The following is a 23,554-nucleotide window of genomic DNA, read 5'->3' as shown; positions in this document are numbered from 1 at the left end:
TGGTATTTCCATAGACTGAATACATGCAGCAGAAACTCCAACGGATCGGGCCCTGTTGCAACCAAAATCTAGGAGGTAGGATCCTCTATGTTTAATGACAAGACAGATTTACTGACGGCTGAAAACTCTGCAATTATTCTTATTGACCATCAGCCTCAAATGATCTTTGGTGTTCAAAGCGCGGATCGTCAAACCATCATTAACAACACGGTTGGATTGGCCAAAACCGGGAAAGTTTTTAATGTGCCCACCATTCTTACAACGGTGGCTGCAGAATCATTCTCAGGCCCGATTCATCCGCAAATTCAAGAGGTATTTCCAGATCAGGTACCGATCGACCGTACAACAATGAACTCTTGGGAAGACGACAACCTGGTACAAGCCGTGAAGAAAACAGGCCGTAAAAAGCTGGTCATGGCAGCGCTCTGGACGGAGGTTTGCCTTGCCTTTCCTGTTATTGGAGCTATTAAAGACGGATACGAAGTGTACATTGTAACGGATGCTTCAGGCGGGACGACTGCGGAAGCGCATAACATGGCCGTTCAACGGATGATCCAAGCAGGGGCCATCCCGGTTACCTGGGTTTCTGTTATGCTTGAGTACCAACGCGATTGGGCTCGCCAGGAAACCTATGACGCCGTGATGTCGATCGCTAAGGAGCACACCGGTGCTTATGGCGCGGGCATTGTATATGCCCAATCGATGTTTGGCGGCCACGAGGGCGGGAGCCACAACTAATCATCATCATTAAAAAACAGAGGAGAATGAAACATGCCAAAATTATTAGTCGGAGAAGAAAATGGGCACCCTATTCAGTTGAATTTTGAGGATGTTGGCGCAGGCAAACCTGTCATTTTGATTCATGGTTGGCCACTGAGCGGACGCTCTTGGGAGAATCAGGTTCCGGCGCTCATCAATGCAGGTTACCGCGTGATTACCTATGACCGCCGTGGATTCGGGCAATCCTCCCAACCGTGGAACGGATATGACTATGATACGTTTGCAGCGGATCTTCATAAGCTTATCGAACAGCTGGACCTTAAGGATGTAACGCTGGTCGGATTCTCGATGGGTGGCGGAGAGGTAGCCCGTTACATCGGTACATACGGAACAAGCCGTGTCAAAAAAGCCGTGCTGGCCGCTGCGGTTCCACCGTTCTTTTACAAATCTGCCGAGCATCCGGAAGGTGGTCTGGATGAAGCCACGATTCAAGGCTTCCTAGACGGTTTGAAAAAAGACCGTGTCGCCTTCCTTGACGACTTCACTCACAATTTCTTTAAAGCAGGGGATCGAACCGATCTGGTTAGCGAATCTTTCCGCCATTACAACCTTGAAATTGCTTCTTCTGCTTCGCCAAAAGGGACGCTGGATTGTGTTGAGGCTTTCGGCCGGACGGATTTCCGTGGCGATTTGGCAAAATTTAATATCCCACTGCTTGTTATCCATGGGGATTCCGATGCAATTGTGTCGCTTGAAGTCAGCGGTCAACTTTCCCACGAAGCGGTTCCAGGTAGTCAGCTCGTCGTCATCGAAGGGGGACCTCATGGTCTAAACGCGACTCACCCTGAAGAATTCAATACAGCTTTAATTAACTTTCTGAATGCTGAATGATTGAAAGGTGTGAACTTGACCCATGAGAGGATGCTTTTTCACAAAAAAAAGACCCTCTTATGGGTCATTTGTGTTTTAGTCTTTCTCATCACTCGGTTTCAAACCGTCTCCGCTGGCTTCGAAATTCCAGCGCTGTGATGCCTTCGGTATCCTTGAATATTCTCGTAAAATGCTTCACATTTTCGAATCCAACCTGATCGCTGATTTCGTACACCTTCAAATCGGAGTGCACCAGAAGTTCCTTCGCCTTATCCAGCCTTAACCGGCGAACATAGTTCGAGAAGCTCTCACCGGTAAATTCTTGGAAGGCTTGGCTGAAATACGAGTAATTGAGTGAGAAATGGTTGGACACCACCGCCATGTTTAAATTGTCGGCATAATGCGTCTGCAGGTAGGTGAGTACTTTTTGCATCGTATTTTGTTCCGTTGGCACCTGCTCTTTCCGATCTTGGATGAACCGATCCAGACGATCGAGAAGCTGTTCGACCGATTTGTAATAATCCTCAAATCGATCGAAATTTCCGATGTGACCAACAGGAGCGTACTTCATTAATAGACCGAATACCTTAAAGCCGTAGATGCGGAACAACTTATCGAACAGCTCCTCGTTCAGCAGCTGACTAATACGTTCCAGATAGCCGATTTCACTGCTGCTAATGATGCGAACATCGAGGATTTGATCCAGAAGTTGTTTGATTTCATCCCCGCGTCCCATTCCAAGGAGATTCAATATCCGCCCAATCAACTCCATAGGGACGACATACCGCTCATTGCGATCACTTATGCCAGCGTAATCCAGCACATCGAGATCTGGAAGCAGAATCCCGTATTTCATAGTTTGCTTCGCCTGACTGTATGCCCACCTTATCTGCTCAATCCCTTGAACGGAATCACTAATCGCAATTCGCAGCTGTGTCTCATACTCACTTAACCCCCACTGTTCCGCCAACCGGTAGAACATATCGGGATTGCTTGCTATCATAATCGTTCCGCCTTTTCCATCACGCGTCAGCATCCAATTCATATGCCCTTGTAACAGCTCAGCGATTTGATTCCTGAAAGAAGCTGCATCCGTACTGCTTGCCTGTGAACTTCCACCACGTTGCGTAACCAAGCCCAGTGTATATCCGGCATCCAACCAGCTTAAGCCGGCCTGCTTCAGCTTGTTCGGTGTGATCGCATCATCCACATCCTTCTGGGTTAAATGCAGGGTAACCAGCTCGGCAGCAAAAAGGCTGGCATCTTCGCCCGCCTGGTCTGCTCGCTCTTCTCTTTTCTTTATATCCAGCATTAATCGCTCCAGGACGGCAAACAGCTCCTCCCGAATCACAGGCTTTACGAGATAATCCTTCACAGCAAAGCGGATCCCTTTCTGCGCATATACGAAGTCATTATAGCCAGACAGCAGTACAACCTCGGGTTTAACCGGATGGTCTTGCAGTTGGTCAAGCAGTTCGATCCCATCCATAATGGGCATTCGGATATCCGTAAACATAATATCCGCAGGCTCCTGGCGCAGCAGCTCCAGCGCCTCTTCTCCATTCTCGGCAAATCGATATTTAAACAGATCAGGGAACTGCCTGTCAATGACTGATTGCAAGCCCCTCCGAATGATCTTCTCGTCGTCGACGATCAGCAAGCTAATCATAGATGTCCTATCCCCCTCCCATGACCCGGTACGGCAAAGTCATGATCATGCGTGTATAGCTTCCTTCCTGACTTTCGATCCGAATCCCATATTCCACCCCATAGCTCATCACTAAACGTTGGTCCACATTCCGCAGACCGATTCCATTACCGTCCTCGTTCTCCTTACGAACGAATAATTGCCGGACCTCCTGATAAGCATGCTCTTCCATTCGCAACATTTGATTCAACAAGCCCAGCGTTTCATCCGGTATGCCGCGGCCGCTGTCCGTAATCTCTATGACACAAGCTTGACCACGCCGGACGGCAGAGATCGTAATGAGAAGATTTCCGTCCTTGGAATGCATGCGGCTCATCCCATGCTTGATTGCATTCTCGACTACGGGCTGCAGCGACATTTTAAGCGATTCCTGCTTGAGGCATTCCGGTTCAATAGACAATTGGAGATCAAGTCTGCCATCATAACGGATGTTCATGACGGATACATAATGCTGGACCTGCTGGATCTCATCGCTGAGCATCACGTGATCCTGCCTCCATTCCATCGAATACCGCATCATACCACCTAACGAGGTCATGATGTCCGATATAAGATACTGCCCTTCAATCTCCGCCAGCATCTTGACGTTCTCCAGCGTATTGTAGAGGAAATGGGAATCGATCTGGTTCTTCAGCGCCCGAAGCTCAGCTTCTTTGCCTGCCGCCTGCCGAGCTGCCTGGTCTTGAATGAGCTCGTTAATTTTCAGAATGAGCTTACGGTAATGAAAGCCCAGCTCTCCTACCTCATCGGTACCGGTAATCGGCGGCAGCTCGACGTTGAAGTTGCCGTTTCTCACCTGCTGCATCGATTCCCTTAATGCCTTAAGCCTGCGCAAAATGATCGCTTGCATCGAGTAAGACAGCAGAACGAGAAATGCCGCCAGTAATGAAACGAGCACGATATAACGAACCCTCGAATGGTTAATGCCTTCCATGGTTTCCTCAAGACTAGCCATATTGACCAGATGTACGTCAATCGATGGGATGTAGCTCTGTAAAGCCAAGTAGGAATGTCCATTAACCTTGAACCGCACCGTCTCGTAATCCGTATGGCTCGTCAGCTTTATGCTGCTTATCAATTCCTCCGCGCCGTTCTGCTTGAACACGGACGAATCCTTTAAGCTGAAAACTTGTCCGTTCCTTGCGACTACGATCAGCTGGGAGTTTTTATCTTGTACACTGCTGAACGTTTGGGAGAAGAAATCGGATAACTGCATCGATATCTCTAGAATCCCGTTATGGGTAGTATTGTCCGGATACTTGAATTCCTGTAAGTACGTCATGAAGGGCTCGTTCGGCATTTGTTCGGAAGGCATACCGGTGAGGCCGACGTTCTCCTGTATCTCCCACCAGGGTAAACCGCCTTGCTTCATCACGTCATCATGCCAAGGCTTGCTCTGAATGCGCGATTCCTGCAGGATAACCGGCCAAATCTCATTCACATAGCGGTTATCCGTGAATAGCCGGACATTCGCGATTCGCGGATTGTTAAACAGAAAATATTGAAAGCTGTTGACCACGTCCTTCTTTATATGAAGAACTTGCGCCGTATCCTGGAATTGTTCGATTTGCAGATAATTATTCATTTCCCGATTGGATAACGCAAGCTGACCCGTCCATCCCATCAGCTCTACGTTATTCTCAATGTTGATCTTCTCTACTTCCAGCACATTCTTATTGTTCTCCAACAATTCCTTCATTGCCTTGGCGGACTCTTCATTAAGCGTATACCAAGAGAATAAAACAACCGGTATAAAAATAACGAATATAAAGGACAAAATCAGTTTGACTTGAAGCGAAAGGTTAAACGTAAATGCACGTATCTTCAATAACCAACGGATTGCCGCGAATCCCATTCCCTATTTCACATCCTGCTGCTTCCTCTATCGAACTATTGATTAAGCGACGACTTCAGCTTCTGTACATTTCGTTCATAAGCCGCCTGGCGGCTTGCTGCGATGGCTTCATACTCGGGATCCTCGGTAGTGGCTTTCATGAATTCGGCGAACAGTCGGTCGAATTCGGCATTCGATTTCGACATCAGCAGCTTCGGCAGCGTCTCCGCCCAGAGCCGCGTATTTTTGCCTACCGCAATTCCTTCCTTCGTTGTCGGGTCCGGGTCCAGGTTTTCGAACTCACTTGTGCTAACCGTCTTGCCCCTAGTCCAATCGGCAATTTGTTTGGAAGGCTCGGCATCCATCCCCGTCATCCATGCTAGATTCATGTTCGTATCCATTAGCATCCAGTACATATAAGAACCGCCATATTTGCTATCGAACGCTTGGCGATCGGTATTAAGCAGTTGCATGACCTCCGGCAGGAACTGATCTTTGCCGTCAATCGTATCGTAGGTAACGCCCTTCTCTCCTAAGAACAGGTCCTTGTTTCCCTCTTCGCTGAGCAAATAGCTGAGGAAGGCGATGGCCCTCTTCTTGTCTTTGACGTTCTTCGAGATGAGCGTCACGGTCCAACCGGAGATGCCGTTTCCTGCAAGGGTTGGCGCATCATGCGCATCGTTCGCCGGACCGTCAATCGCGATATAGACCTTATTCGGGTCCTTCTGATACAGCGCCTGATTAATCTCTGAAAAATCGGACCACTGATACAGCATGGCAAAATAACGCCCTTGCGATATTTTTTCGTCCTTTTCCACTCGTTTCTCATCAAGAAAAACATCTGTCGGCATCAGTCCGTCCTCATTCGCTTGGCGAAACATCTTCAGCCATTTCAAATAGGTCGGGTCGCTACGACGGTCGTACAATTTGCCGTTTTTCTGCTTCGGAATGGCTAGGAAGTTCTGAAGATAATCTTCCAGCGAATAGTTGCCGGTTTCCGTAAATTCATGAAGGCCAATCGGGATGAGCGGCTTGCCGTCTACTTCCGGAAACTTTTCCTTCGCAGCCTTCAGCGCGCCGAGAAACCCTTCCGGCGTGCTCATATCCGGCTCCCCGAGGGCTTCATACATGTCTTTCCGAACAACGAAGGTCTGATTAGACGTAAAAAGCTTGCCGTATTTTTGATAATCCGCAGGTGATGAAGATGCATTCGGGTAGCTGTACACATTCCCGTCAGCCTGTGTGTACCAGTTAAGCTTCTCTGGGTCAGCAGCTTTAAAGAAATAAGGATCGTATTGTTCCGCCAGCTCGTTTAATGGAAGCACCATATCTCCATTGATCATCTTCTGTACGGAATCCTCGTAGGAGCCTAGCGTGATGAAGTCAGGGAGCGACCTTGCTGACATCATCGTGTTGAGCTTCTCCCCGGCGTCTCCAGCAGGCACAATAAAGTTCAAACTGACACCCGTTTTCTTCGTTATATAATCGGAAACGACGTTGCCCCCCCACTTACCGGTGAACCAATCGAAATTGATATACCAGTCAAACGTTATTGGTGTCGTATCCAGCTTCCAAGCGGGCTCATTTGGAGATAGCTTCATTTGAGAAGCATCTGCCTTTTTAAGACTGTCGTTGAAAATCGTATCATCAGCAGCGCCCTTGCTCGATGTGTCCGTGCTCCCGGAACAAGACGCCAAAGTCCAACACATCATCAGAGCCAGTAACAGCATTGCCGGTTTACGCATTTTCCCCATTCAAAAATTCCCCTTCGGCCTTTAATATCCCATCATTTAATATATTTCCACAAAAACAGACAATTGCCGTTCAGAATCCTTAATGTATTGCTAGTATAAAGGTTATAGCAGGCAAAGGAAAGAGTCTAACCGGATAAGCAGGGTTACTATATTTGGGATATTTCCTATACCGACTAACGCGAATAAGCGAGCAAGACAGGAAATATTCCTTCGTCTAGGCTCGCATTCATTAGCTATGATGTTGTAGTTCCCTTATCTATGATTCCAGAAAAAAATCGATACATTTCTGAACAGAAGGATTATGGTGATGATCCTTTTTAAAAATAAGCTTCATCTCACGTACAGGCGTTAGATCTACGAAACGAATCATTTTCAGATGCTGCCCAGAAAATGTTTCAATTAATGAAACAGGCAAAATAGCTACCCCCAACTTTTGCAGTACCATAGAAAGAAGAATAGCCGTCGAAGTGGACTCAAATTTCGATTGTAAAGATTTGTTCATTTTCTCGCTGAATGTATGAAGATGCTCGATTAAACTTTTATCGCCAACAAATAAGGAAGATTCTAAATTTTCTAGCTCTTGAAAAGAAATAAAGGTTCGATCTGCCCATGGATGATCCGCATAAACGACCAATGCTTGTTCTTCTTTATACAGGTGCATCGCATGAATTTCTTTGTTTGGATCATATTTGTCGGCAATGCCAATATCGATACGACGATTCAATAATTGCTGTGATGTATTTTCTGTACTGGCAAATTTTAATGTAATGTCAGGATACTGTTCATGGAATTTCAAAAAACGGGGGATTAAACCATAAAAGTCCACTGGAGAAATGCCTATCGAAAGTTGATTTGCCCGAGCATAACGTAATTCATGAGTTTCTTTCTTCGATTCTTCAATGAGCCTCATGACGGAAAGAGCTTTCTCGTAAAGTATTTCCCCGTCAGCTGTAATCTTTACACCTCTGCCAACTCTCTGAAACAAAGGGGTTCCAACTTCTACCTCTAAAAAGCGGATTTGTTGGCTTAAAGTAGGTTGAGAAATCATTAACACTTCTGCAGCCTTAGTAAAGCTTCCTGCTTTGCAGATTTGAATGAAACATTCTAATTGCCTGAACATGGAAGATTCACCTCAACCTCTCTTACATAGGAATCCATCTCTTGAATGAATAGACGTGCCATGGGCCTCATCGTAACGGAATGAAGATATACAAGAGATATATCCCAACGGGGTATATGGCCTTCTAATTTGACAATACGCAAAGAATCATCCCTGAGGCTCTCAAGCAAAGATATGGGTATAATAGCTGCTCCAAGTCCATGACGAACCCAGTGAATCAATACTGAAGTGGAGGACGTTTCTATGCTCGACTTCAAGGCAAACCCACTAGAGAAACAATACATATCAAGCAATGATTTGTTTTGTTCTCGGAACATGATCGAGTTCATTTGCTTCAAAAATCGAAAAGGAATCGAAGATTTATTAGCCAAAGCATGTTCGGAGTGAATCAATAGCGCCATTTCTTGTCTATACAAATGAGTCGAAATGAGCGAAGTATCCGAAACTGGATATGCAGTGATCCCAATGTCCACCCTTTGCTCCAAAACCTTATTTTCGACATCCTCTGCATCGATAATTTTTAATAAAATATTCGGGTACTTTTGATGAAATCTCATGAAGTAAGGAGCAAGATATTCAATTTCAGCAGGACAACATCCAATAGAAATGGTTTCTCTGGATTTGTTGATTCGGCCAACGATTTCATTTCGCGCTTCTTCAAGAAGATTCATAATGGCATTGCCCTTATTCAAGAGAATTTTTCCCGCTTCCGTTACCTCAACTCCTCTACTTACCCGATCGAACAATTGAATATTATACTCATCTTCCAAAACCCGAATTTGCTGACTTAGTGTAGGCTGAGTCACACCTAATTCTTCTTTAGCTTTGGTCAAACTTCCAGATTTGCAAACTTGAATAAAATATTCAAGCTGACGTAATTCCACAATGTATCCCCCCTTTGTTAATTTGTTCTTCGGTTCTTAACCTGGCGATTTTCCGGACACCGTCCTTGCTGATCAGTACTCTTACTTATTGCTTACCGTATGAAGTGCTCATCCGCTGGTGGTCATGAGCGTGATCGTGGTAATTGCTGAACTTCTCTGTAATAAACATTATATGAAGGAAACTATCATGTAATATATCCGCTACATTTCAGGTGAAGGTTACTAGATTTTAGGGTTGGTGGCCGGGGAACCCCGAAAGGTATAATAAAATCTTAGGCTGGCCGTAAGCCCAGTTTAGGGCTCTTAAGAGGATCATTTGGTGTCAATGGCACACCGTTTCCTTCGAAAGCGTTAAAAGCCCCTTGAGAGGTAACATAGGCCCTGAGATAGCCTCCGAAACACAGTGTTTTTTACTTTATATCCTTGATTTCCTTGAAACAACAAAGGAGCCCTGTTTAATACTCCGGGCTCCTTTGTACTTAGTTAAGAAGTTACAACCAATATCATTCCGTTACTTTTATTACTTTTGTTGGCCACAGCACAAAAGCTACACCAAATCGGCGCTCTTGGACCTTGAGCTTAAATCAGCCTGTCTATGGCGAGTTGTCACACTCTCTAAAACAACTAATGGCTTCGCCCCCAACAAGGGACGAAGCCATTAACTTTGCTTTGTTCAGCTATAATCTTAAGATGTCGAGACACCAACTCTATTGCACAAATACTGGTGTAACGGCTCAACAATAATGTCTAGCACTCACTTTAATGTCACCAGACAGAAATTGTCGGTCGTCGTGTCGACAATCCTTTTACTCCCCTTACTCCACCGTTACGCTTTTCGCCAAATTCCGCGGCTTGTCGACGTCGTTGCCTCTGGCAAGCGATGCGTAGTAGGACAGCAGCTGCAGCGGCACAACCGACAGAGCCGGCGTCAGCAGCGGCAGCGTCTTCGGAATCGCAAACGCCTGGTCTACCGACTTCAGCAAACCTGCGACATTTTCTTCATGGGTAATCGCCATGATGTCCGCGCCGCGTGCATTCACTTCCTTGATGTTGCTGACCGTTTTCTCCAGAACGGCTTCCTGGGTTGCCAGGGCAATAACCGGAATGCCTTCCTCGATCAGCGCCAGCGTACCGTGCTTCAGTTCACCCGCAGCGTACGCTTCAGAGTGAATATAAGAGATTTCTTTCAATTTCAGCGAGCCTTCTTGCGCTACCGCGTAGTCCAGTCCGCGACCGATAAAGAATAAGTGCTCATGCTTGGAAATATGCTCTGCATAGGCTTTAATGGCATCCGGCTTGGCCAGCATGCTCTCCACCTGCTCCGGCAGAGCCTGCATAGCAGCTACGATCTGAGCCACCGCTTCCGGCGTCTGCGTGCCGCGAACCTCGGCGAGGTAGAGCGCCAGCAGATAGAACGCGATCAGCTGCGACGTATACGCCTTAGTGGACGCTACGGCAATTTCCGGGCCGGCCAGCGTCACGATGACGTCGTCGGCGTCACGGGCGATCGAGCTGCCCACCACATTGGTGATGGCCAGTACGTGTGCTCCGTTCGCTCTGGCTTCACGCATCGCAGCGAGCGTATCCGCCGTTTCACCGGATTGGCTGACAACGATGACCAGCGTTTCCGGCGTTACGATTGGAGAGCGGTAACGGTATTCCGACGCTACGTCCGTCTCTACCGGAATGCGTACCAGCGATTCAATCGCGCTGCGTCCCACGAGACCTGCATGGTATGCTGTACCGCAGGCAATGATTTGAATGTTGCGGATATTTTTGATCTGATCGGCCGTCAGCTTCAGCTCTGGCAGAACTACCTTTTTACCCGACTCGTCGATCCGTCCGCGCATCGTGTCGCGATAAGCTTTCGGCTGCTCGTGGATTTCTTTCAGCATGAAGTGCTCAAAGCCGCCTTTTTCCGCCGTCACTGCATCCCAGTCGACATGAATCATTTCCCGAGAAATAAAATTCCCCTCAATGGTCATCAATTCGACAGAATCCTGCGTCAATACGGCCATCTCACCGTCATTCAAAATATATACTTTACGCGTATATTGAAGAATTGCCGGAATATCCGATCCGATGAAGTTCTCTCCTTCGCCAATCCCGATAATCAGCGGGCTTGCTTGACGCACAGCCACGAGTTTATCCGGTTCGTACTCGGTCAATACACCGAGGGCAAAGGCGCCGCGCATATAACCGATGGCCTTCTGAACCGCTTTGACGATATCGCCGTCGTATTCGCGGGCAATCAGATGGGAAATCACCTCCGTATCAGTTTCCGACACGAAATGATGTCCCTGGCTGATCAGCTCATCCTTCAGCTCCAGATAATTTTCGACAATGCCGTTATGCACGACCGAAAATTTATGGCTGTTGTCCGTATGCGGATGAGAGTTTACGTCCGATGGCTTGCCATGAGTAGCCCAGCGCGTATGCCCGATGCCGGCACTTCCCACCAGCGGTGTCCCTTCCAGCTTGGACTCCAGATTAGCCAAACGTCCTTGAGCCTTGGCAATTTGCAATCCCTGGTTGGTGAACACGGCAATACCCGCAGAATCGTACCCGCGGTACTCCAGCTTCTTCAGACCCTCGATCAATACCGCTTGCGTATCCTTTTTACCAATATATCCGACAATACCACACATAGTTAATATCCTCCGTTCACTTCTTCAAATTGGGTTTTAGAAGCGTACGGGAGCATAAAGGTGCAGCATGGTGCCAGAATGTACAGGAAAACGAACATTGTATTCAGTTATACAAGGTGCATTCACGAATGTACATCCTAGCATCGCCGCATCTCTTATGCGCTTGCCCGCACACTCATGAAAAATGATCACTATTTTCTAACACCCACTGGAAACGTTGTGTGAACGGTCGCCCGTTCATTTTCCGTTTCGAGTTTACGGCTGTGGTGTATCACCGGGAGGTCCCCGCCGAACATTTCGAACACCTCCACCTCGTCAACTTGATGCTGCCGTGAATCCGAAGCGTCGTGCTCCTTCAGATTCTTCCCCGCGCAAGCCCAAGTTCTGGCGCTATTGTTGCTAACCTCACGACCCTCGCTTTCTGTTTCGTAATGACATTTACTAATTATATTCATGTCATCTCCGTTTTGCAATCGGGCTGATAGCCCCAAATCGGAGTCCCCGTTATATACCCTGTAAAAAAGCCGATGAAACCGCAATTCTAGTCTCACCGGCCTATGGCATTTATGCTTTATTTTATAGAAAAAGCCAACATTTACCTGTTATACTAGTTCCCGTTTCACCACATCGACGATTTGGGAGACATACTGATCCAGGTCCTCCTTATTAGGACCTTCAGCCATGACGCGGATCAGCGATTCCGTGCCTGAAGGACGAACCAAGACCCGGCCGTTATCCCCAAGGATCCCCTCAACGGCTTGAATAGCATCCTTAATAGCTGCATTGCCTTCATACTTGCTCTTGTCCTCTACCCGTACGTTTACCAACACCTGAGGGTACTTGCGCATCATCGTTCTCAGCTCGCTCAGCTTCTTGCCCGAAGCCTGGATCGTATCCACCAGCTGGATCGCGGTCAGAATGCCGTCACCGGTCGTATTGTAGTCCAGGAAAATAACGTGGCCGGACTGCTCTCCGCCCAAGTTATAGCCGCCTTTACGCATTTCCTCCATCACATAGCGGTCGCCGACAGCCGTTTTGGCCGTTTTCAGCTCCAGCTTCTCGGTCGCCTTATAAAAACCGATGTTGCTCATGACGGTCGATACGATCGTGCCGTTGTTCAGCTTACCCTGCTTGTTCATAGCGTCACCGCAGATACAGAGGATGAAATCGCCGTCGACTTCCTCGCCCTGATCGTCAATCGCGATCAAACGGTCCGCGTCTCCATCAAAGGCAAGACCCAGGTCGGCTTTGGCCTTCAGCACTTCTTCTTTCAGCTTTTCCGGGTGGGTGGATCCGCAGTGGTCGTTGATGTTCAACCCGTTCGGCTCGGTGCCGATCGTAACCACCTCTGCGCCAAGTTCCTCAAACAGCTTAGGAGCCAGCTCGTAAGCGGCGCCGTTGGCACAGTCGAGTACGATCTTCAGCCCGTCAAAGCTGTGGGAAATCGTCGTTTTCAAATACTCCAAATATTTATATTTCGATTCATTATCGACAATAACATTGCCCAGATCCTTGCCAATCGGACGCGGAAGCGTATCTTCGGCTGCGTCCATCAACTCTTCGATTTTCAGTTCGGTCTCGTCGGACAGCTTGAAGCCATCCCCGCCGAAGAACTTAATGCCGTTATCTTCGACCGGATTGTGGGAAGCCGAAATCATAACGCCGGCGTCCGCCTTTAACAACCGTGTAATATACGCCACTGCTGGCGTAGATACAACACCTACACGGATAACATGCGCCCCGATGGACAGCAGACCCGCAACCAGTGCCGATTCCAGCATAACTCCCGAAATCCGGGTATCCATACCAATGACAACCGTAGGTTTCTCCACGTCCCCGGTCAACACATAACCGCCGCAGCGTCCAATGCTGTAAGCCATTTCGGCCGTCAGTTCTTTATTGGCAACACCGCGTACTCCATCAGTTCCAAAATATTTCCCCATAATTGATCTCCTTTTTGAGTGCATCTCTAGTTACTATATGAGTTCGTTCAGATCAGGGTGAGCCGGTATCTGTCTGTGGCTCCTGCCCTTCCGGCGGCGTGGTGTCACCCGCCGTTCCATTGTTGTCTGTCTCATCCACGTTCGTCGAATCCGTCTCGGAACCTGAATTGCCGCCTGTTCCTTTATTGCCGTTGTCGGTCGTTCCCTTGCTGTTATCTTCAGGCTTCGAGTCCGGCTGGGTCGACGTTGCTGCAGCATTATCTTTGATCTCTATGGTCGCCGTTAGCGCATTTCCCTGATCCACCCGCGAAACATAGCGTGGGAGGACCACCTGCAGGTTCACCTGATGCGTACCGGGCTTCAGGTTACCAACGCTGGCGATGAGCTGAATGTCATCCTTTGTCAGGCTGTTCAGCAGTCCAGGAGCGCCGCTCAGCTTAAGCGACATGGTGCCGCTTGCCGGGCTCTTGATCGCGGCCTGCACGTCAGAGCCGGCCCCGCTGATCTTAATCGGAATGTCGTCAATCACCCGCTGAGAGTTGGACACCGTGGTGATTTCAACCTCCATAGAGCTCGGCTCGATTTTCTCAAAACCCTGCGGCGGCGTCAAGTCCACAGGAAGTACCATTGTTCCCGCTTCCTTGATCTGCCCCAAATCCACATCGACGTCATTATAGGACTTTATTCCCGCAAGCGCATCTTGAGAACCGTACAGCTTCACGGTAGTCACGCTTGGCTGAGCCTTGGAAATCACGAGGCCGTCAGGCAGTTGGCCGGAATAGTGCAGTTCGATCGGCACCTCTTTGTAGGGCGGCGTAATCGGTACGACCACGGAGATGGTTGACGGCTCAATTACCGCCCCCTCAATTTCCTTCCCCTGCTTGTCCAACGCGGTCAGCTTCACCCGCTTTTCCTTAATCGTTGCGTCTTCTCCATCAATGGATACCGATCCTTGAATCTTATCGACCCTTTTCAGGTCGCTTTCAGGCAGCGTAACAGACACTGTAGCCGGTTCCATCGTAATGCTGCCCATCTGATATCCGGCTGCCGGCTCCCCGCTCGTCACGATCGATACAGGGAAAGAGGATGTATCCCTCTTTTCAATATTGACAGTCACGGTTGACGGCTGAACGTTGACCACCTCAATTCCCGAAGGAACGTCTACGGTCAGCGGCAGCGTGCTGGTGCCTACTTTGGCTTTGCTCAGGTCCAGCCTTACTTTATAATCTTCCGAGTACATCGAGAGCAGGTCCGACTTTTTTCCTTTGACCTCAAGCTGAACCTGATCCGTGTCCATGGCGCTCAGAATATACTTCTTCTCATCCAGTCCAAAAGCCTGTACCTTCACATTATCAATGATCCGTGAATCAATTTTAGCGGTTGGAGTAGGCGTCACATCGTTCAAATGAACCATGCTCCAGAGCAAAATACTTACGGCAAGCGCCAGCACTTTCGAAATATTGTTGTTATTGATCCACTTATTCATGATTATCATTCCCCTTCCGCTTCCAGAAAACAGGACGTTTTTCTTTCGCAGAGGAATTTGGACGGAGCTCTTCATACAGTTTCGATATTAAGGATTCTTCTTTAATATCACGAACGACCTGACCGTTAATGGCCAACGATATTTGTCCGGTTTCCTCCGATACGACGATGGACACCGCATCCCCTACTTCACTGATCCCGATGGCCGCCCGGTGCCGGGTGCCCAGCTCCTTGCTGATAAAAGGATTCTCGGACAGCGGCAAATAGCAGGCGGCAGCGGCGATCTGCTGGTTCTGAATGATCACGGCACCGTCATGGAGAGGTGTATTCGGTATAAAAATGTTAATGAGCAGCTGGGAGCTCACCATGGACTGCATAGGAATCCCGGACTCCGTATATTCATTGAGACCTGTCTCCCGTTCAAATACGATTAACGCTCCGATCTTTCTGCGCGCCAAATAGTTCACGGCCTTAATGACTTCGCCGATCAGCTTATTGAGCTGTTCATCTTCCGCCGATGAGCGGCCAAACAGCTTGCCCCGCCCCAACTGCTCCAGCGCCCTCCGAAGCTCCGGTTGGAAGATGATAAAGATCGCCAAAATGCCAAAGTTAAATATCTGGTTCATAAGCCATTTAAGGGTGTACAGATCAAACCATGTACTGAGCGCCCAGATGATGACCAGGAACAAAATCCCTTTCAACAGCTGAACCGCCCGGGTCCCCCTGACAAGCAAAATGACCTGATAAATGATATATGTAACGATGGCGATGTCAATGATATCTTTAATGGACTCTTTCCACGTTAAGTCCGCAAAATAACTCATACTTAGGCCCCCATACTCCCCTTCATGATGATGGGTCTCTATGTCATTTAATTTCCCCTATATTACCTAGGTTATAACGTACACCTTCAGGTTGCAAGCGGCCGCGGTTTCAAATTGGAATCATTTATAAATATTGCCAACAAAAAAGACGCCCGCTTTGTCCCAAAGAGGCGCCAATATCCACAAATATCAAGATTTACTAACGATAGGCGACATCAGAGAACATGTTTGTGATTTTATACCATATCCAGTCCATCGCCTGATCAATGCTCTTCACCTGACCCGAAATATGGGCGGTTGAGGCTTGGTACAGCGATCCATCGATGACCGTCAAATTACCTTGGACGTCACCATAGATCTGAGTCTTTCCATTTTCTACCGTCAAATTGCCCGCAATACTCTTGCCTTCAGGCACGATGACCGTGTTCCCTTCAATGACAACTTGATCCAGATCACTGCCTTTAACCACCAGTTGGGTATCCTGATCCCAGAAGCTCACGGTACTAAACAGCATCACTAAGACAAATATAGCCGCGGCTGTAATGGCCGGATGTCTCTTGACCCATGTAAGCCATAGCTGCTGCTTCTTCTGCTTCGGGAGAGAATTCATGATCCGCTCAGTCAGCTCAAGAGATGCAGACGGCGTATGATGCGTCAGCGAGTACATCAGCATATCCGTCTGTTCCAGCTCTTTAAACTGCATCCGACAGTCAGGGCAGGACAGCATATGGGTCTTAAGCTCCAACTGCTGCTCCTTGGACAAGTCGTCATCTAAATAATCATGCATTAAAGAGACGGCTAATTTGCAATCCATTCTGAGCCAATCCTTTCATTAATATGAATGTATTCAATCTCCCCGGTTCAGGGGCACAGGTCAGTTTCATTTGTAATACGTACAGGTTCTGAAGAAGTTTCAAAACCGAAGCTCGTTTTCTATAATTTGGGCTCTAATTTTTTGCGCAAAAATTCGCGACCCCGGTGCACCCTCGTTTTAATCGTTGTTACGGGCATTCCCAGCACATCGCTGATTTCCTGCAAGGACAAATCCTGCAAATACCGGAGGACCATGACCGACTTATACTTCGCCGGAAGGCTCTCGATCGCTTCGTAAATGATCTGCTGCGTCTCCGAGATCAGCGTCTCGCTCTCAGGCGTCCGGTTATCGCTTGGAATCATCGAATACCCGTCCATACCTTCCTGGTCGTTCATCTCAGCATCAAGGGAATAGGTCGGTTTCCTTTTCCTCAGCCGGTCGATGCATAGATTGGTTCCGATGCGGTAAATCCATGTGGAGAATTTCTGATTCTGGTCATACCTGTCCAAATTTTTATATACGCGTAAAAAAGTCTCCTGAACGACGTCCTCCGCTTCGTGGCGGTTGTTCAGCATCCTGTAAGCCAAATGATAAATTTTGTCCTTGTACAGTTCCACAATTTCGGCAAACGCCCGCTGGTCTCCTTTCAGAGCCAGTTTTGTCAGCCGGTTTTCTATATTTTCCATCAAGATTCCCCCAGACTTGCTGATGGGTACGACAACAATTTATTTTTCCATTCAAATCGTAAATGAAGTCTCTCTAAAAAGCAAGACAAGCCGTATAACAGAACAATAGGAAAGCCGCAGCACCTGGGGTTCAGGCACTGAGCTTTCCTATTCTGGCTTCAGGGATGCTTATTGAAGTAATCGTATCATCAGCCTGTGTTCCGGAGTCCCGAGGCAATGCCGTTGATCGTGAGCAGAACCTCACGCAGCAATTCTGCATTATCCTCATCCTGTTCGCGCAGTCCGCGGAGCTCGCTGAGCAGCTGTACCTGCAAATAGCTGAGCGGATCCACATAAGGATTGCGGAGGCGGATCGATTCCTGAATGACAGGCACATTATCCAGAATTTCTTTTTGTCCTGTAATTTTCAAAATCAGCTCTGATGTCAGCTTGAACTCTTCCTCAATCAGTCCGAAGATACGGCGGCGTGCCTCATCGTTGCGGGCCATGCCGGCGTATTCCTTGGCAATGACCATATCCGCCTTGGCGATCGCCATTTGAAGGGAATCGATCAATGAAGTGAAGAAGGAGAACTTTTCGTACATCTCCTGCATCACCTTCAGATTCTCTTCCTTGTTCTGATAGAAGCTCTGAAGGCCTGTACCCGCGGCGTACCATGCAGGAAGCAGGTAGCGGCTTTGGGTCCACGAGAACACCCACGGAATGGCGCGCAGATCTTCAAAACGGTCGGTATTCTTCCGCTTGGAAGGACGCGAACCGATGTTCAGCTCTCCGACTTCAGGAAGCGGCGTGGATTCCTTGAAGAATGACAGGAAATCCGGATCACGGAAGATCAGATCCTGGTACTTGTTCCGGGAAACTTCGGACATCTCGCGCACGATCTCATCCCATTGGGCTTCGTTTACGTCATCCTCTTCCGGCGAACGCGCGTTGATTGCTGCCGTCACCAGCGCCGATGTTGCCTGTTCCAAACTGCGGTAAGCAATGCCCTTCAGCGAATAGCGCGAGGAAATGACCTCACCCTGCTCGGTGATCTTGATGCCTCCTCCGATGGTAGAAGCCGGCTGAGCCAGAATGCTGCGGTTCAGCGGCATGCCGCCGCGACCCAACGATCCGCCGCGTCCGTGGAAAAATTTCAGCTTGATGCCGAACTCGCTGGCAACTGCCGTCAGCTCTTTCAGAGCAACCCGCAGTTCCCAGTTGGCTGTAACCGCGCCGCCGTCCTTGTTGCTGTCGGAGTAACCCAGCATAATTTCCTGAAGGTCGTTCCGGGCCGTAATGCTCTGACGATAAATCGGCAGTTTGAAAAGCCGTCTCATAATTTCCGGAGCGGCGTGCAGGTCCTCTATGGTCTCGAACAACGGAACCGCCTGCAATGTACATTCTACGGTACCGTCCGGAACTTGCCGGAACAGCCCGACTTCTTTGGCGAAGACCATGACTTCCATGATGTCACTGGCTCCTTCAGCCATACTGATCAGGTAGCTGGTAATGCAATCCTTGCCGTAATCCTGCTGTGCTTCCTTGACTACCCGGAATACATCCAGGCACTCTTTAGTACTTGGGCTGTAGTCCTGATATACCGACGAGATCGGTCTCGGCTCGCTCAGCAGCTTCGTGAGCAGCTCAATCTTCTCCTCTTCGGAAAGCGCAGCATAGTCCGGCGTAATATTGCTCTTCTCCAGGACCTCTTTCATCGCATTCTCATGTTCCTGGCTGTGCTGACGGATGTCCAGCGCCGCCGTATGGAACCCAAACAGTTCCACCTGACGAATCAGCTTCTTGATATAAGTATCTGCTACATAGTCCGCAAAATGGAAGCGAAGACTGCGGTCAATAATGCTCAGGTCTTCGATAAACTCCGCTGGCGAAGCGTAGGACTCGGCTGTTCCTTTTTTACTGTCGTCCAGAACATTCGCAATTTTCTCCATCATGTAAACCAGTTTGATACGGTATGGTTCCTTCGCATTGTTCCAAATATCCCTTTTTGTAACGGTTACATTTGCACGGTCCCGTTCAATGGAATCCTGAAGTTCCTTGGAAACTTCTACTATGGAAGTGCTGAAGCTCAAATACTGCATATATTCAACTAAAATACGCTGATATTCCCGAATAGCCAGCTTGCGCTGCATACGAAGCGTCTGCGAAGTGATCTCGGCCGTCACAGATGGGTTACCGTCACGGTCGCCGCCGATCCATGAGCCGAATTTCAGGTACGTAGGCACGTGCCAGAGGTGTCCCGGATAATACTTGGTCAAGCAGCGTTCCAATTCCTGATAGACGTCAGGCAGAACGTGGAACAGCGTCTCATGGAAGTAATACATTCCGTTCCGGACCTCATCCAGTACCGTAGGCTTACGGGCTCTAAGCTCATCCGTCTGCCACAGCGTAATGACTTCGTTCAGCAGCTTCTCCCGAAGCTGTTCGCGCTCGCGGAACGTAAGAGTCGGATTGTCCAGCAGCATGACATCTTCGGAAATCCGTTTATGAATATCCAGAATCGCTCTGCGCATGGCTTCCGTCGGATGGGCGGTCATTACCAGTTCCAAGGACAGGCTCTCAATAATGTCCTGAACTTCTTCGACCGTAAAGTTCCGCTCTTTCAGTTCCTTGATGGCCATCTCGATCGAATCGGGCTGAACACTTTCTCCAGCAGAGCGCTCATAGTCCCGTTTTCTGCGGATCCGATGATTTTGCTCGGCGATATTCACAAGCTGGAAGTAAATCGCAAAAGCGCGAATCACCTGATGGCGAATATCCGGCTCAAGGGTTTCAACCATCTTTTTGAATTCTTCATACAATTCAGGCAAAAAAACAGAACGTAAAGATTTGCTTGTTTCACGGATCTTCTCAACGATATCTAAGAGTTCATTGCCCCCTTGATGGACAAGCACTTCCCCGAGTATGTTCCCCAAGAATCGCACGTCACGCCGCAGCAAGTTGTTTGAATTGCTTTTGTTCGCGGTTACCGTAAGTTCAGTCATGCTACTCCTCCCGTCTCTATCCCGTCTGTATTGCTTTCTCTTTGTTCATACTTTCTTAACATCATACAATAAATCACATCGAAAATCTGCACTTTTATTAAATAAAGCGCAGATTTTCGCGTAAAAACACGATGTAAAATATGTATTTTCATTCAGTCATGCCTAATTCCTGACATATGGTTTAACAGATGTTGTGGATAATACAGCGGTTTTCATTCTAAATAAAATACCGCATTGAGTTTATTTATGCATAGCCCAGACGCTTCAACCACTATTTACCACATAACTTAACTCATTAAACAAATCATCCCGTTAATATTTAACATGAGGTTAGTTTAACGGAAAATCTCTTTGGACCTTTTCATTACAGCAGCTGATTTAACTATGCTCTCTTGTTAACATAACTGGTAGTTCATTGATCAACATAGAACACATATTAAGGAATCTTGGGCATACCAAATATTAGATTGTTTTTAGCTTGCCTTAGCTAGGTATATTAAAGATTTTTAAAAATGCAATTGTGTGATTGTTAACCCTCCAATCAAAAGGGCTAGAGGGGCTAATAAGGCGGTTATAGAGGCAATCAGGTAAACCCCTCAGAGAGCTAACCTTGTAATCGTGCGTAACAGCCCTTTGAAGGCATCTAAAATTTATTAGCGTGTGCCTTCGGCCCGCCATAGAGGTAGATGTTGACGCGCGTCCTGAGCGGGTTCCTTCATTGGTGCCGGCACGGACGGTCGTACCACGCTGCGTAGGTTTTCTCCCACACAACCACTCCAAACAAAAAAAACGCCTTTCGGCGTTATGTTTTATGTAGGGAGCGGGTGATGGGAATACTCAACATCTCGATTAAATAAGCGGACCTTCGGCCCGCCATTGAGGTGGATGTTGAGCGTTCCTTCAGTGACGCCAGCGCGGACGGTCGTACCCACGCTGCGTGGGTTCTCTCCCACACAACCGCTCTAAACAAAAAAACGCCTTTCGGCGTTATGTTTTATGTATGGAGCGGGTGATGGGAATACTCAACATCTCGATTAAATAAGCGTGCCTTCGGCCCGCCACAGAGGTAGATGTTGACGCGCGTCCTGAGCGGGTTCCTTCAGTGAAGCCGGCACGGACGGTCGTACCCACGCTGCGTACGTTCTCTCCCACACAACCGCTCTAAACAAAAAAACGCCTTTCGGCGTTATGTTTTTATGTATGGAGCGGGTGATGGGAATCGAACCCACGCTATCAGCTTGGAAGGCTGAAGTTCTACCATTGAACTACACCCGCAGATCTCCGTGCAAGCCTTGAAACAATCATGACTTGCACGAAGCTGTGCATGCGTATCGGGATGACACGATTCGAACATGCGACCCCCTGGTCCCAAACCAGGTGCTCTACCAAGCTGAGCTACATCCCGATATCTATTGTAAAACAGTTAAATGGCGCGCCCTAAGAGATTCGAACTCCTGACCTTTTGATTCGTAGTCAAACGCTCTATCCAGCTGAGCTAAGGGCGCATATGGAGCGGACGACGGGAATCGAACCCGCGACCCTCGCCTTGGCAAGGCGATGCTCTACCGCTGAGCCACGTCCGCATTAAACAAAGTGGTGCGCGTGGAGGGACTTGAACCCCCACGTCAAAGACGCTAGATCCTAAGTCTAGTGCGTCTGCCAATTCCGCCACACGCGCAAAACCTGTAAATAAAACTGGTGAGCCATGAAGGACTCGAACCTTCGACACCCTGATTAAAAGTCAGGTGCTCTACCAACTGAGCTAATGGCTCTCACTGGCTGGGGATATAGGATTCGAACCTATGCATGACGGAGTCAAAGTCCGTTGCCTTACCGCTTGGCTAATCCCCAAAGTTACGAATAACTATAGTCTGCCCAATTTCAAGTATTTCATATCATGAATGGTGGAGGCTGAGGGGATCGAACCCCCGACCCTCTGCTTGTAAGGCAGATGCTCTCCCAGCTGAGCTAAGCCTCCATGCAAACTATGTATCCATTAAAACACACGATGACCCGTCCGGATCTTTCCTTCGTTTAAAGGCAGCAAAGCTTGTCCCAACGAAAGTACATCCGACAGACCTTATGTGGAACAAAACAAGAAAGTGACCCGTATGGGATTCGAACCCATGTTACCTCCGTGAAAGGGAGGTGTCTTAACCCCTTGACCAACGGGCCACAATTATGGAGCTCTCAACCGGGATCGAACCGGTGACCTCATCCTTACCATGGATGCACTCTACCTACTGAGCTATGAGAGCAAATGGCTCCCCGAACAGGACTCGAACCTGTGACAACTCGATTAACAGTCGAGTGCTCTACCAACTGAGCTATCAGGGAATATACCGCTTGGCAACGTCCTACTCTCCCAGGACCCTTCGGTCCAAGTACCATCGGCGCTGGAGGGCTTAACGGTCGTGTTCGGGATGGGTACGCGTGGAACCCCTCCGCTATCGCCACCAAACGTTCAAGTGTTTGATCACTTGAAAACTAGATACGAAACGAATCTACATTTTATATTTTTTGGATAAGCCCTCGACCGATTAGTATTGGTCAGCTCCATGCATTGCTGCACTTCCACCTCCAACCTATCTACCTCGTCGTCTACAAGGGGTCTTACATACTGGGAAATCTCATCTTGAGGGGGGCTTCACGCTTAGATGCTTTCAGCGCTTATCCCGTCCGTACGTAGCTACCCAGCCATGCTCCTGGCGGAACAACTGGTGCACCAGCGGTACGTCCATCCCGGTCCTCTCGTACTAAGGACAGCTCCTCTCAAATTTCCTACGCCCACGACAGATAGGGACCGAACTGTCTCACGACGTTCTGAACCCAGCTCGCGTACCGCTTTAATGGGCGAACAGCCCAACCCTTGGGACCTACTTCAGCCCCAGGATGCGATGAGCCGACATCGAGGTGCCAAACCTCCCCGTCGATGTGGACTCTTGGGGGAGATAAGCCTGTTATCCCCAGGGTAGCTTTTATCCGTTGAGCGATGGCCCTTCCATGCGGTACCACCGGATCACTAAGCCCGACTTTCGTCCCTGCTCGACTTGTAGGTCTCGCAGTCAAGCTCCCTTCTGCCTTTGCACTCTTCGAATGATTTCCAACCATTCTGAGGGAACCTTGGGGCGCCTCCGTTACTCTTTAGGAGGCGACCGCCCCAGTCAAACTGCCCACCTGACACTGTCCCCATACCGGATTACGGTACCAGGTTAGAACCTAGATACGATCAGGGTGGTATCCCAACGGCGCCTCCACCCAAGCTGGCGCTCAGGTTTCA

General features: G+C 48.6%; 14 protein-coding genes, 11 tRNA genes and 2 rRNA genes (1 of these 27 only partly in view). 2 read left to right on the top strand and 25 right to left on the bottom strand.

Going from position 1 to position 23,554, the window contains the following annotated elements:
* Positions 1-87: 87 nt before the first annotated feature.
* A complete protein-coding gene (locus tag BCV73_RS32190; RefSeq protein WP_076176229.1) occupies positions 88-738 on the top strand; it encodes a hydrolase in 651 nt (216 codons plus the stop codon).
* A gap of 33 nt (positions 739-771) precedes the next feature.
* Positions 772-1,611, top strand: a complete 840-nt coding sequence (locus tag BCV73_RS32185) for an alpha/beta fold hydrolase (protein WP_089549811.1) — start codon at positions 772-774, stop codon at positions 1,609-1,611.
* 88 nt (positions 1,612-1,699) lie between these two features.
* Here BCV73_RS32185 and BCV73_RS32180 read toward each other — a convergent pair whose 3' ends face one another.
* From BCV73_RS32180 to BCV73_RS32055, 25 genes are all read right to left on the bottom strand, one after another.
* Positions 1,700-3,259 carry a response regulator gene (locus BCV73_RS32180; protein WP_089549810.1) on the bottom strand — a complete coding sequence of 520 codons (1,560 nt, stop codon included), beginning with the start codon at positions 3,257-3,259 and terminating at the stop codon, positions 1,700-1,702.
* 7 nt (positions 3,260-3,266) lie between these two features.
* A complete protein-coding gene (locus BCV73_RS32175; protein WP_089549809.1) occupies positions 3,267-5,153 on the bottom strand; it encodes a sensor histidine kinase in 1,887 nt (628 codons plus the stop codon).
* A gap of 35 nt (positions 5,154-5,188) precedes the next feature.
* A complete protein-coding gene (locus BCV73_RS32170) occupies positions 5,189-6,886 on the bottom strand; it encodes a type 2 periplasmic-binding domain-containing protein (RefSeq protein WP_433617567.1) in 1,698 nt (565 codons plus the stop codon).
* A gap of 256 nt (positions 6,887-7,142) precedes the next feature.
* Positions 7,143-8,006: a LysR family transcriptional regulator gene (locus BCV73_RS32165; RefSeq protein WP_089549808.1), complete on the bottom strand. Its 864-nt coding sequence runs from the start codon at positions 8,004-8,006 to the stop codon at positions 7,143-7,145.
* Positions 7,991-8,890, bottom strand: a complete 900-nt coding sequence (locus BCV73_RS32160) for a LysR family transcriptional regulator (protein ID WP_089549807.1) — start codon at positions 8,888-8,890, stop codon at positions 7,991-7,993. The genes BCV73_RS32165 and BCV73_RS32160 overlap by 16 nt, the downstream gene beginning before the upstream one ends.
* An 815-nt stretch (positions 8,891-9,705) precedes the next feature.
* Positions 9,706-11,538 (bottom strand): glutamine--fructose-6-phosphate transaminase (isomerizing), encoded by a 1,833-nt coding sequence (gene glmS, locus BCV73_RS32155; RefSeq protein WP_089549806.1) that lies wholly within the window; start codon positions 11,536-11,538, stop codon positions 9,706-9,708.
* A 602-nt stretch (positions 11,539-12,140) separates the two neighbouring features.
* Positions 12,141-13,481 carry a phosphoglucosamine mutase gene (glmM, locus tag BCV73_RS32145; RefSeq protein WP_089549804.1) on the bottom strand — a complete coding sequence of 447 codons (1,341 nt, stop codon included), beginning with the start codon at positions 13,479-13,481 and terminating at the stop codon, positions 12,141-12,143.
* A gap of 52 nt (positions 13,482-13,533) precedes the next feature.
* Entirely contained in the window at positions 13,534-14,967 is a 1,434-nt protein-coding gene (locus BCV73_RS32140; protein ID WP_076176249.1) for a CdaR family protein, read from the bottom strand.
* Positions 14,960-15,790 (bottom strand): diadenylate cyclase CdaA, encoded by an 831-nt coding sequence (cdaA, locus tag BCV73_RS32135; protein WP_076176252.1) that lies wholly within the window; start codon positions 15,788-15,790, stop codon positions 14,960-14,962. Before cdaA ends, BCV73_RS32140 begins: the two co-directional genes overlap by 8 nt.
* A gap of 199 nt (positions 15,791-15,989) precedes the next feature.
* Positions 15,990-16,604 (bottom strand): zf-HC2 domain-containing protein, encoded by a 615-nt coding sequence (locus BCV73_RS32130; RefSeq protein WP_076176254.1) that lies wholly within the window; start codon positions 16,602-16,604, stop codon positions 15,990-15,992.
* Between the two features lie 119 nt (positions 16,605-16,723).
* On the bottom strand, positions 16,724-17,290 hold the full coding sequence (gene sigW / locus BCV73_RS32125; RefSeq protein WP_076176256.1) for an RNA polymerase sigma factor SigW: 567 nt from the start codon (positions 17,288-17,290) through the stop codon (positions 16,724-16,726).
* A gap of 188 nt (positions 17,291-17,478) precedes the next feature.
* On the bottom strand, positions 17,479-20,274 hold the full coding sequence (gene ppc, locus BCV73_RS32120) for a phosphoenolpyruvate carboxylase (RefSeq protein WP_089549803.1): 2,796 nt from the start codon (positions 20,272-20,274) through the stop codon (positions 17,479-17,481).
* Between the two features lie 1,201 nt (positions 20,275-21,475).
* A tRNA-Gly gene (locus BCV73_RS32115) sits at positions 21,476-21,549 on the bottom strand.
* A 56-nt stretch (positions 21,550-21,605) separates the two neighbouring features.
* Positions 21,606-21,679 (bottom strand) — tRNA-Pro (locus BCV73_RS32110).
* Positions 21,680-21,702: 23 nt separating this feature from the next.
* A tRNA-Arg gene (locus BCV73_RS32105) sits at positions 21,703-21,779 on the bottom strand.
* 3 nt (positions 21,780-21,782) lie between these two features.
* Positions 21,783-21,857 (bottom strand) — tRNA-Gly (locus BCV73_RS32100).
* Positions 21,858-21,868: 11 nt separating this feature from the next.
* Positions 21,869-21,952 (bottom strand) — tRNA-Leu (locus tag BCV73_RS32095).
* Between the two features lie 18 nt (positions 21,953-21,970).
* Positions 21,971-22,046 (bottom strand) — tRNA-Lys (locus BCV73_RS32090).
* A gap of 4 nt (positions 22,047-22,050) precedes the next feature.
* Positions 22,051-22,125 (bottom strand) — tRNA-Gln (locus BCV73_RS32085).
* Between the two features lie 51 nt (positions 22,126-22,176).
* A tRNA-Val gene (locus tag BCV73_RS32080) sits at positions 22,177-22,252 on the bottom strand.
* Positions 22,253-22,377: 125 nt separating this feature from the next.
* Positions 22,378-22,449 (bottom strand) — tRNA-Glu (locus BCV73_RS32075).
* 7 nt (positions 22,450-22,456) lie between these two features.
* Positions 22,457-22,532: transfer RNA gene (locus BCV73_RS32070), tRNA-Thr, on the bottom strand.
* A gap of 3 nt (positions 22,533-22,535) precedes the next feature.
* Positions 22,536-22,611, bottom strand: a tRNA-Asn gene (locus BCV73_RS32065).
* Positions 22,612-22,618: 7 nt separating this feature from the next.
* Positions 22,619-22,735: ribosomal RNA gene (rrf, locus tag BCV73_RS32060) — 5S ribosomal RNA — on the bottom strand.
* Positions 22,736-22,794: 59 nt separating this feature from the next.
* A 23S ribosomal RNA gene (locus BCV73_RS32055) occupies positions 22,795-23,554 on the bottom strand; it runs 1,935 nt beyond the window's last position.

It is taken from the genome of Paenibacillus sp. SSG-1, from assembly GCF_002224835.1.
Classification (GTDB): Bacteria; Bacillota; Bacilli; order Paenibacillales; family Paenibacillaceae; genus Paenibacillus_AQ; species Paenibacillus_AQ favisporus.
Note: the sequence above shows the minus strand (reverse complement) of the source record. Positions and strands in the feature narration are given on the sequence as shown.

Bases quoted from the DNA above. Each gene is read 5' to 3' on its own strand.
- BCV73_RS32190 (WP_076176229.1), top strand. From the start codon at position 88: ATGTTTAATGACAAGACAGATTTACTGACGGCTGAAAACTCTGCAATT.
- BCV73_RS32185 (WP_089549811.1), top strand. From the start codon at position 772: ATGCCAAAATTATTAGTCGGAGAAGAAAATGGGCACCCTATTCAGTTG.
- BCV73_RS32180 (WP_089549810.1), bottom strand. From the start codon at position 3,259: ATGATTAGCTTGCTGATCGTCGACGACGAGAAGATCATTCGGAGGGGC.
- BCV73_RS32175 (WP_089549809.1), bottom strand. From the start codon at position 5,153: ATGGGATTCGCGGCAATCCGTTGGTTATTGAAGATACGTGCATTTACG.
- BCV73_RS32170 (WP_433617567.1), bottom strand. From the start codon at position 6,886: ATGGGGAAAATGCGTAAACCGGCAATGCTGTTACTGGCTCTGATGATG.
- BCV73_RS32165 (WP_089549808.1), bottom strand. From the start codon at position 8,006: ATGTTCAGGCAATTAGAATGTTTCATTCAAATCTGCAAAGCAGGAAGC.
- glmS (WP_089549806.1), bottom strand. From the start codon at position 11,538: ATGTGTGGTATTGTCGGATATATTGGTAAAAAGGATACGCAAGCGGTA.
- glmM (WP_089549804.1), bottom strand. From the start codon at position 13,481: ATGGGGAAATATTTTGGAACTGATGGAGTACGCGGTGTTGCCAATAAA.
- BCV73_RS32140 (WP_076176249.1), bottom strand. From the start codon at position 14,967: ATGAATAAGTGGATCAATAACAACAATATTTCGAAAGTGCTGGCGCTT.
- cdaA (WP_076176252.1), bottom strand. From the start codon at position 15,790: ATGAGTTATTTTGCGGACTTAACGTGGAAAGAGTCCATTAAAGATATC.
- BCV73_RS32130 (WP_076176254.1), bottom strand. From the start codon at position 16,604: ATGGATTGCAAATTAGCCGTCTCTTTAATGCATGATTATTTAGATGAC.
- sigW (WP_076176256.1), bottom strand. From the start codon at position 17,290: ATGGAAAATATAGAAAACCGGCTGACAAAACTGGCTCTGAAAGGAGAC.
- ppc (WP_089549803.1), bottom strand. From the start codon at position 20,274: ATGACTGAACTTACGGTAACCGCGAACAAAAGCAATTCAAACAACTTG.